Here is a 5659-nt window from a genome sequence, read left to right on the forward strand (position 1 = left end):
CGTTCGGTGCCTGCATCCTCCGGTTTTGCATCGACCATGGACGGCGCCATGCGCTCGGCGTTCCAGCCGGTGCAGGACTTGCGCAACGGCGGCCTCTCGCGCCTGCAGATCTCGACCACGGGGCTCGCCCAATCCCAGGACGACTTCGCCCCCACCGAACTCGGCTCGACCGGCCAGACCAGCCGCAAGGACCTGACGGCCCACCTGATCGCCGCCACCGATGCCGCACTGCGCCATGCGCAACCCTGGCGACAGCAGGGACTGGTGCAGCGCCTGTCACTGCCGCTGCCAGGGCGGCTGCTGGACGAGCCGGGACTGGCACCTGCGCTGCTGGCCCTGCTGGATCGCCACCGCTGGCCGGCGCGCCATTTCATGGTCGAAGCCCATGCCGCCGCCATCGCGCAGCGCGGCGGCGACGTGATCGAGGCGCTTTCACGGGCCGGCGTCGCACTGGCGCTCAACGACGGTGGATCCGGGCTGAACCTGCACGTGGCGCTGGCCGGCCTGGACCCGGTGGCGGAATTCAAGTTCGATGTCGCAGCGCTGGGCCTGCTGCCCCGGCCGGAGCAGCGCAAGGCCGTCGTGCGCGCGATCCTCGCGCTGGCGCGGGGCTGGAACGCCCGGGTGGTCGCCGATGGCGTCGACGACCTGGACACGCTTGGCTGGCTGGGCGAGCTGGGCTGCGACGGCGCGCAGGGCACCGCCTGTGGCAAGGTGATGCCGGCCGAGCAGGTGCACGCCTGGTGCGCAGGTCATCCGGGGAGCACGCGCACGCCCTCCCCGTCGATCAAGCGCTGACGGCGTCCGACGGGTCCAGACTCGGCTGCGGCCAGTCCGGTGCCGGGAGGTGCGGTGCGGCACGGCCGGCCTTCCAGGCGGCCACGGCGGTGGCGAGACGCCGGGACACCGGCTCGGACTCGCCAAGACGCGAGGCCAGGGCACGCACGAGACAGGCACACGCCGCTCCGCTGCCCGCCACCGCCTCGACCTGCGCCATCTCCAGCAGCCCGCCAATGCCCACCACCGGCACGGGTGCCATCGCCGCCCACCAGCGCAGGTTGTGCAGCCCTTGCGGATGCCACGGCATGTCCTTGGTCGTCGTGGCCCAGACCGGGCCGCAGGCGATGTACGACGGCGCCAGCGCCGCCGCCCGGCACAGCTCCCACAGACTGTGCGAACTCAGGCCCAGCCGCAGCCCGCGGACCTGCACGGCGGCCAGCCGTGCCCGGCCATCGGCGCCAAGCGCCAGCACGTCCTCCTGCCCGAGGTGCAGCGCCACGGACGCCGGATCGATCGTGCCGGCATCGATCGCGTCGAGCACCAGCGCGTGGTGGTCATTGACGACCATCACCGGCCTTGCGGCGGCGGGCAACGCCGTCGCCTGCGCCAGCGCGCGGTCGATCTGGACACGCACTTCGGCTGCGAACGCCCGGTCGTCCAGCGCCGCGTGGGAGGTCCGCTTGATGCGCAGTTGCAGCGCGCACAGCGCCGGCTCGGCCGCGGCGAGCAGCGGCGCAGCCTGGTCTGCGGAATCCACGATCGCGTACAGGCCGGAGGACCACGGCAGCGCCGGCGCGGTGGTCCCGGACACGGGCACCCCGTCGCAGCTCAACCGCGGCAACCAGCGGGCCGCCGACACGAACCCGGCGTCGAAGCCGACCGGCCCGACACCCTGCCCCGCCGCGTGGCCGACCGCCAGCCCGGCAGTCGTCGCCATCTTGGCCAGCACCAGCGCATCTGCGCTGACGAAGCCCCGTGCCATCGCCGCTGCCGCGGTGGTGGCGAACGTGCAGCCCGTCCCGTGCGTGTGCCGCACGTCGAGCCGCGGCAGCGCCAGCCAGCCACGGGCGTGCGGCGTGTCGAGCCAGTCGAGCGCATCGGCGCCGTCCGGGCTGTCGCCGCCGGTGATGCAGACCGCGACAGCGCCGAGCGCACGCAACGCGGCGGCTTGCGTGGGCACGTCCACCAGCGTCATCGCCTCGGGCACGCCCAGCAGCCGCGCCGCCTCACGCCGGTTCGGCGTGATGAGGTCGGCGCGGGGCAGCAGGTGCGTGCGGTAGGCGTCGATCAGTGCCGCATCCGCAAAGGCCGCACCGCCCGCGCTCGCGCCGAGCACCGGGTCGACCACCAGCCGCACCCGCGGCCCGCCATCCGTGTCCAGCCGGTCCAGCCAGCGCGCCAGCACCACAACGCCGTCCACGCTGCCGATCAGGCCGGTCTTGATGACCGCCGGGCGCAGATCGGCGGCCAGCGCCGCGAGCTGCGCATCCAGCACCTCGGGCGTGACCGGCACGACGCGCTGCACGCCGAGCGAGTTCTGCGCCGTCACCGACGCGACCACCGGACAGAGGTGGACCGCACAACCTTCAGCCGCCCGCGCATCGGCGCTCAGGCCGGCACCACCACCGCTGTCGTTGCCGGCGATGCTCCAGACGATCGGGCGGGTCACGTCGCCGCTCACAGCAGGAAGGGCCGTCCGCCGACCGGCGTGGTCGCCACCGCCATGGCCTGCGGCGCCATGACGCCCGCCTCGAACCCGAGCCGTCCCGCCTGCACGGCCGCGCCAAACGCCGCCGCCATGCACACCGGCTCGCGCGCCTGCGACACTGCCGAGTTCAGCAGCACCGCGTCATAGCCCAGCTCCATCGCCTGCACGGCGTGCGCGGGCGAGCCGATGCCGGCGTCCACCACCATCGGCACGTCCGGCCAGCGTTCGCGCAGCGTGCGCAGGGCCCAGGGATTGATCAGCCCCTGGCCCGAGCCGATCGGCGCGCCCCAGGGCATCAGCACCTGGCAGCCCACATCCAGCAGGCGCTGGCAGGTCACCAGGTCATCGGTGCAGTACGGGAAGACCGCGAAGCCGTCGCGGATGAGCGCCTCTGCGGCGGTGACCAGCTCCCACGGGTCGGGCTGCAGCGTCTGCTCGTCGCCCACGACTTCGAGCTTGATCCACGGCGTGCCGTACAGCTCGCGGGCCAGGTGCGACAGCTCGATGGCCTCGCGGGCGGTGCGGCAGCCGGCGGTGTTGGGCAGCAGCCGGGCTCCGCGTTCGCGCAAGGCGGACTGGATCGCGGCGATGTGGCCGTTGTCGCCCGCGCCAGCCTGGACGCGGCGCAGGCCGACCGTCACCACCTCGGTGCCGGAAGCGACGATGGCCTCGTGCAGCGCCTGGGGCGACGGGTAGCCGGCGGTGCCGAGCAGCAGGCGGCTGTGGAGCGTGACGCCATAGGCGGTCCAGGAAGAGGGTTGCATTTCAGCCTCCGACGATCGGTTGGAACAGCGTGACTGCGTCGCCGTCGAGCAGCACACGCTCGGCGCGGGCGGCGCGCAGCACATGGCGGCCGTTGACGGCCGTGCCGACGGCCTCGGGCGACAGGCCGCGCTGCGCGATGAGGGCAGCCAGCGTCGTGCTGTCGGGCAGCACAGTCGGCTCGCCATTGATGGTCACGGCAACAGTCATGTCGATACCTGGGCCTGGGCCATCGCCTGCTCGATCAAGGCCGGCGCCAGCAGCCAGCCGTGGCGGAACAGCCCGTTGATCCACACCCGCCCCGGCTCGACTGCCAGCTTCGGCGCGTTGTCGGGCAAGGCCGGGCGCAGGTTGGTTTCCATGTGGACGATGCGCGCTTCGGCCAGTGCGGGCAGGACGCTGTGCGCCGCCGCCATCAGCTCGACCGCGCTGCGCAGGCTCACGGGCGAGCGGTCCTCGCTCTCGATCTCGCTGGCGCCGATGACGATGTGGTCGTCCGGGCGCGGCACGATGTAGACGCGGTGCCGGGCGTGCAGCAGCCGCAGCGGGCGCGTCAGCGGCACACCGGGGGCGTGCAGCCAGAGCACCTCGCCGCGCACGCCGCGCAGCGGGTGCTCGGCAGACCGGCCGCCAAGACCACGCACGTCGAACACGAGGTCGAATCCGGCCGACGTGCCGTCATCGAACGCGATCTGCCCCGGGGCGGTCTCCGTCACCGTGCGGCCCCAGTGCCACTGCACGCCCTGCGCGAGCGCGCACAGCGCCGGCAGCACCTGCTGCGGCATCACCTGCGCCTCGCCATCGAGCCACCATGCATGCAGGCCGGGCAACAGCGCCGGCTCCAGCTCCAGCAGCGCCGGCCGGGTCAGCCGTTTCGGCGCCGGCATGCCAGCTGGCGCGGCCGTCAGCCGCGACAGCACCCGCTGCGCTGCGCCCAGATCCGGCCCGTGCGCGAGCATCAGGCTGCCGTGCTGGCGGAAATACTGCCCCGCGTCGCCCTGCCCGTCCAGCGCCGCCAGCCGCTGCGCGACCTCGGCCCACAGCACGACCGAGCGCAGCCCGAGCGTCGCCACCTCCGGCCCCGCCGCGTCCAGCTCGGCCAGCGGGCTGAGCATCCCGGCGGCCGTGAAGCCGGCCGGGCCGAGCCCGTCGCTGCGTGGCGCAGGCCCCGGCGCCGGATCGAACACCTCGACCCGGTGCCCGGCGTGCGAGAGCTGCCACGCCAGCAGCCGCCCGAGCACCCCCGCGCCGGCGATGCCGATGCGGGCAGACCCCTTGCCGGACGTCATGCCTTGTGGATCGGGATGTACAGCTCGCCGCCCACCGCCTTGAACTCGGCCGATTTCTCCGCCATGCCCTGCGCCAGCGCCGCCTGTTCGTCCACGCCGAGCTTGTCGGCGTAGTCGCGCACGTCCTGCGTGATCTTCATCGAGCAGAACTTCGGGCCGCACATCGAGCAGAAGTGCGCCTCCTTCGACGAGTCCTTCGGCAGCGTCTCGTCGTGGTAGGACTCGGCCGTCTCCGGGTCGAGGCCGAGCGCGAACTGGTCGCGCCAGCGGAACTCGAAGCGCGCCTTGCTCATCGCGTCGTCGCGGGCGCGGGAGCCAGGGTGGCCCTTGGCGTTGTTGGCGGCGTGGGCAGCGATCTTGTAGGCGATGATCCCCTGCTTCACGTCGTCGCGGTCCGGCAGGCCCAGGTGCTCCTTGGGCGTCACGTAGCACAGCATCGCCGTGCCCATCCAGCCGATCATGGCCGCACCGATCGCCGAGGCGATGTGGTCGTAGCCGGGCGCGATGTCGATGGTCAGCGGGCCGAGGGTGTAGAACGGCGCCTCGTCGCAGTGCTTGATCTGCTCGTCCATGTTGGCCTGGATCAGGTGCATCGGCACGTGGCCCGGGCCTTCGATCATGGTCTGCACGTCGTGCTTCCACGCCACCTTGGTCAGCTCGCCCAGCGTCTTCAGCTCGGCGAACTGCGCCTCGTCGTTGGCGTCCGCCGACGAGCCGGGGCGCAGGCCGTCGCCCAGCGAGAACGTCACGTCGTACGCCTTCATGATCTCGCAGATCTCGTCGAAGTGCGTGTACAGGAAGTTTTCCTTGTGGTGCGTGATCATCCACTTGGCGAGGATCGAGCCGCCGCGCGAGACGATGCCGGTGCGGCGCTTGGTCGTCAGGTGGATGAACGGCAGGCGCACGCCGGCGTGGATGGTGAAGTAGTCCACCCCCTGCTCGGCCTGCTCGATCAGCGTGTCGCGGAAGATGCCCCAGTTGAGGTCTTCGGCCACGCCGCCGACCTTCTCCAGCGCCTGGTAGATCGGCACGGTCCCGATCGGCACGGGCGAGTTGCGGATGATCCAGTCGCGGGTGGTGTGGATGTTGCGGCCGGTGGACAGGTCCATCACGGTGTCGC

The 5659-nt window shown here is 72.3% G+C and carries 6 protein-coding genes; 1 reads left to right on the forward strand and 5 read right to left on the reverse strand.

Translation table 11 applies throughout. The features are described 5' to 3' along the window. Positions 1 to 798 (forward strand): EAL domain-containing protein (locus tag AB3X43_RS16260; protein WP_369430909.1); only part of this gene is annotated, 798 nt, incomplete at its 5' end. Here the strand turns inward: AB3X43_RS16260 and AB3X43_RS16265 are convergent. From AB3X43_RS16265 to thiC, 5 genes are all read right to left on the reverse strand, one after another. Continuing rightward, positions 788 to 2449 carry a bifunctional hydroxymethylpyrimidine kinase/phosphomethylpyrimidine kinase gene (locus AB3X43_RS16265; protein WP_369430910.1) on the reverse strand — a complete coding sequence of 554 codons (1662 nt, stop codon included), beginning with the start codon at positions 2447 to 2449 and terminating at the stop codon, positions 788 to 790. The two genes, AB3X43_RS16260 and AB3X43_RS16265, sit on opposite strands and share 11 nt — an antisense overlap. A gap of 8 nt (positions 2450 to 2457) precedes the next feature. Beyond that, entirely contained in the window at positions 2458 to 3252 is a 795-nt protein-coding gene (locus tag AB3X43_RS16270) for a thiazole synthase (RefSeq protein WP_369430911.1), read from the reverse strand. Between the two features lies 1 nt (position 3253). Beyond that, on the reverse strand, positions 3254 to 3460 hold the full coding sequence (gene thiS, locus AB3X43_RS16275) for a sulfur carrier protein ThiS (protein ID WP_369430912.1): 207 nt from the start codon (positions 3458 to 3460) through the stop codon (positions 3254 to 3256). Continuing rightward, entirely contained in the window at positions 3457 to 4539 is a 1083-nt protein-coding gene (locus tag AB3X43_RS16280) for an FAD-dependent oxidoreductase (protein WP_369430913.1), read from the reverse strand. Before AB3X43_RS16280 ends, thiS begins: the two co-directional genes overlap by 4 nt. Continuing rightward, the coding region (gene thiC / locus AB3X43_RS16285) for a phosphomethylpyrimidine synthase ThiC (protein WP_369430914.1) at positions 4536 to 5659 on the reverse strand (1124 nt) is incomplete at its 5' end. The genes AB3X43_RS16280 and thiC, both read right to left, overlap by 4 nt.

It is taken from the genome of Sphaerotilus sp., assembly GCF_041083715.1.
Lineage (GTDB): Bacteria > Pseudomonadota > Gammaproteobacteria > Burkholderiales > Burkholderiaceae_C > Sphaerotilus.

Coding starts and splice junctions, on each gene's coding strand:
- thiS (WP_369430912.1), bottom strand. CDS start 3,460: ATGACTGTTGCCGTGACCATCAATGGCGAGCCGACTGTGCTGCCCGAC.
- AB3X43_RS16270 (WP_369430911.1), bottom strand. CDS start 3,252: ATGCAACCCTCTTCCTGGACCGCCTATGGCGTCACGCTCCACAGCCGC.
- AB3X43_RS16280 (WP_369430913.1), bottom strand. CDS start 4,539: ATGACGTCCGGCAAGGGGTCTGCCCGCATCGGCATCGCCGGCGCGGGG.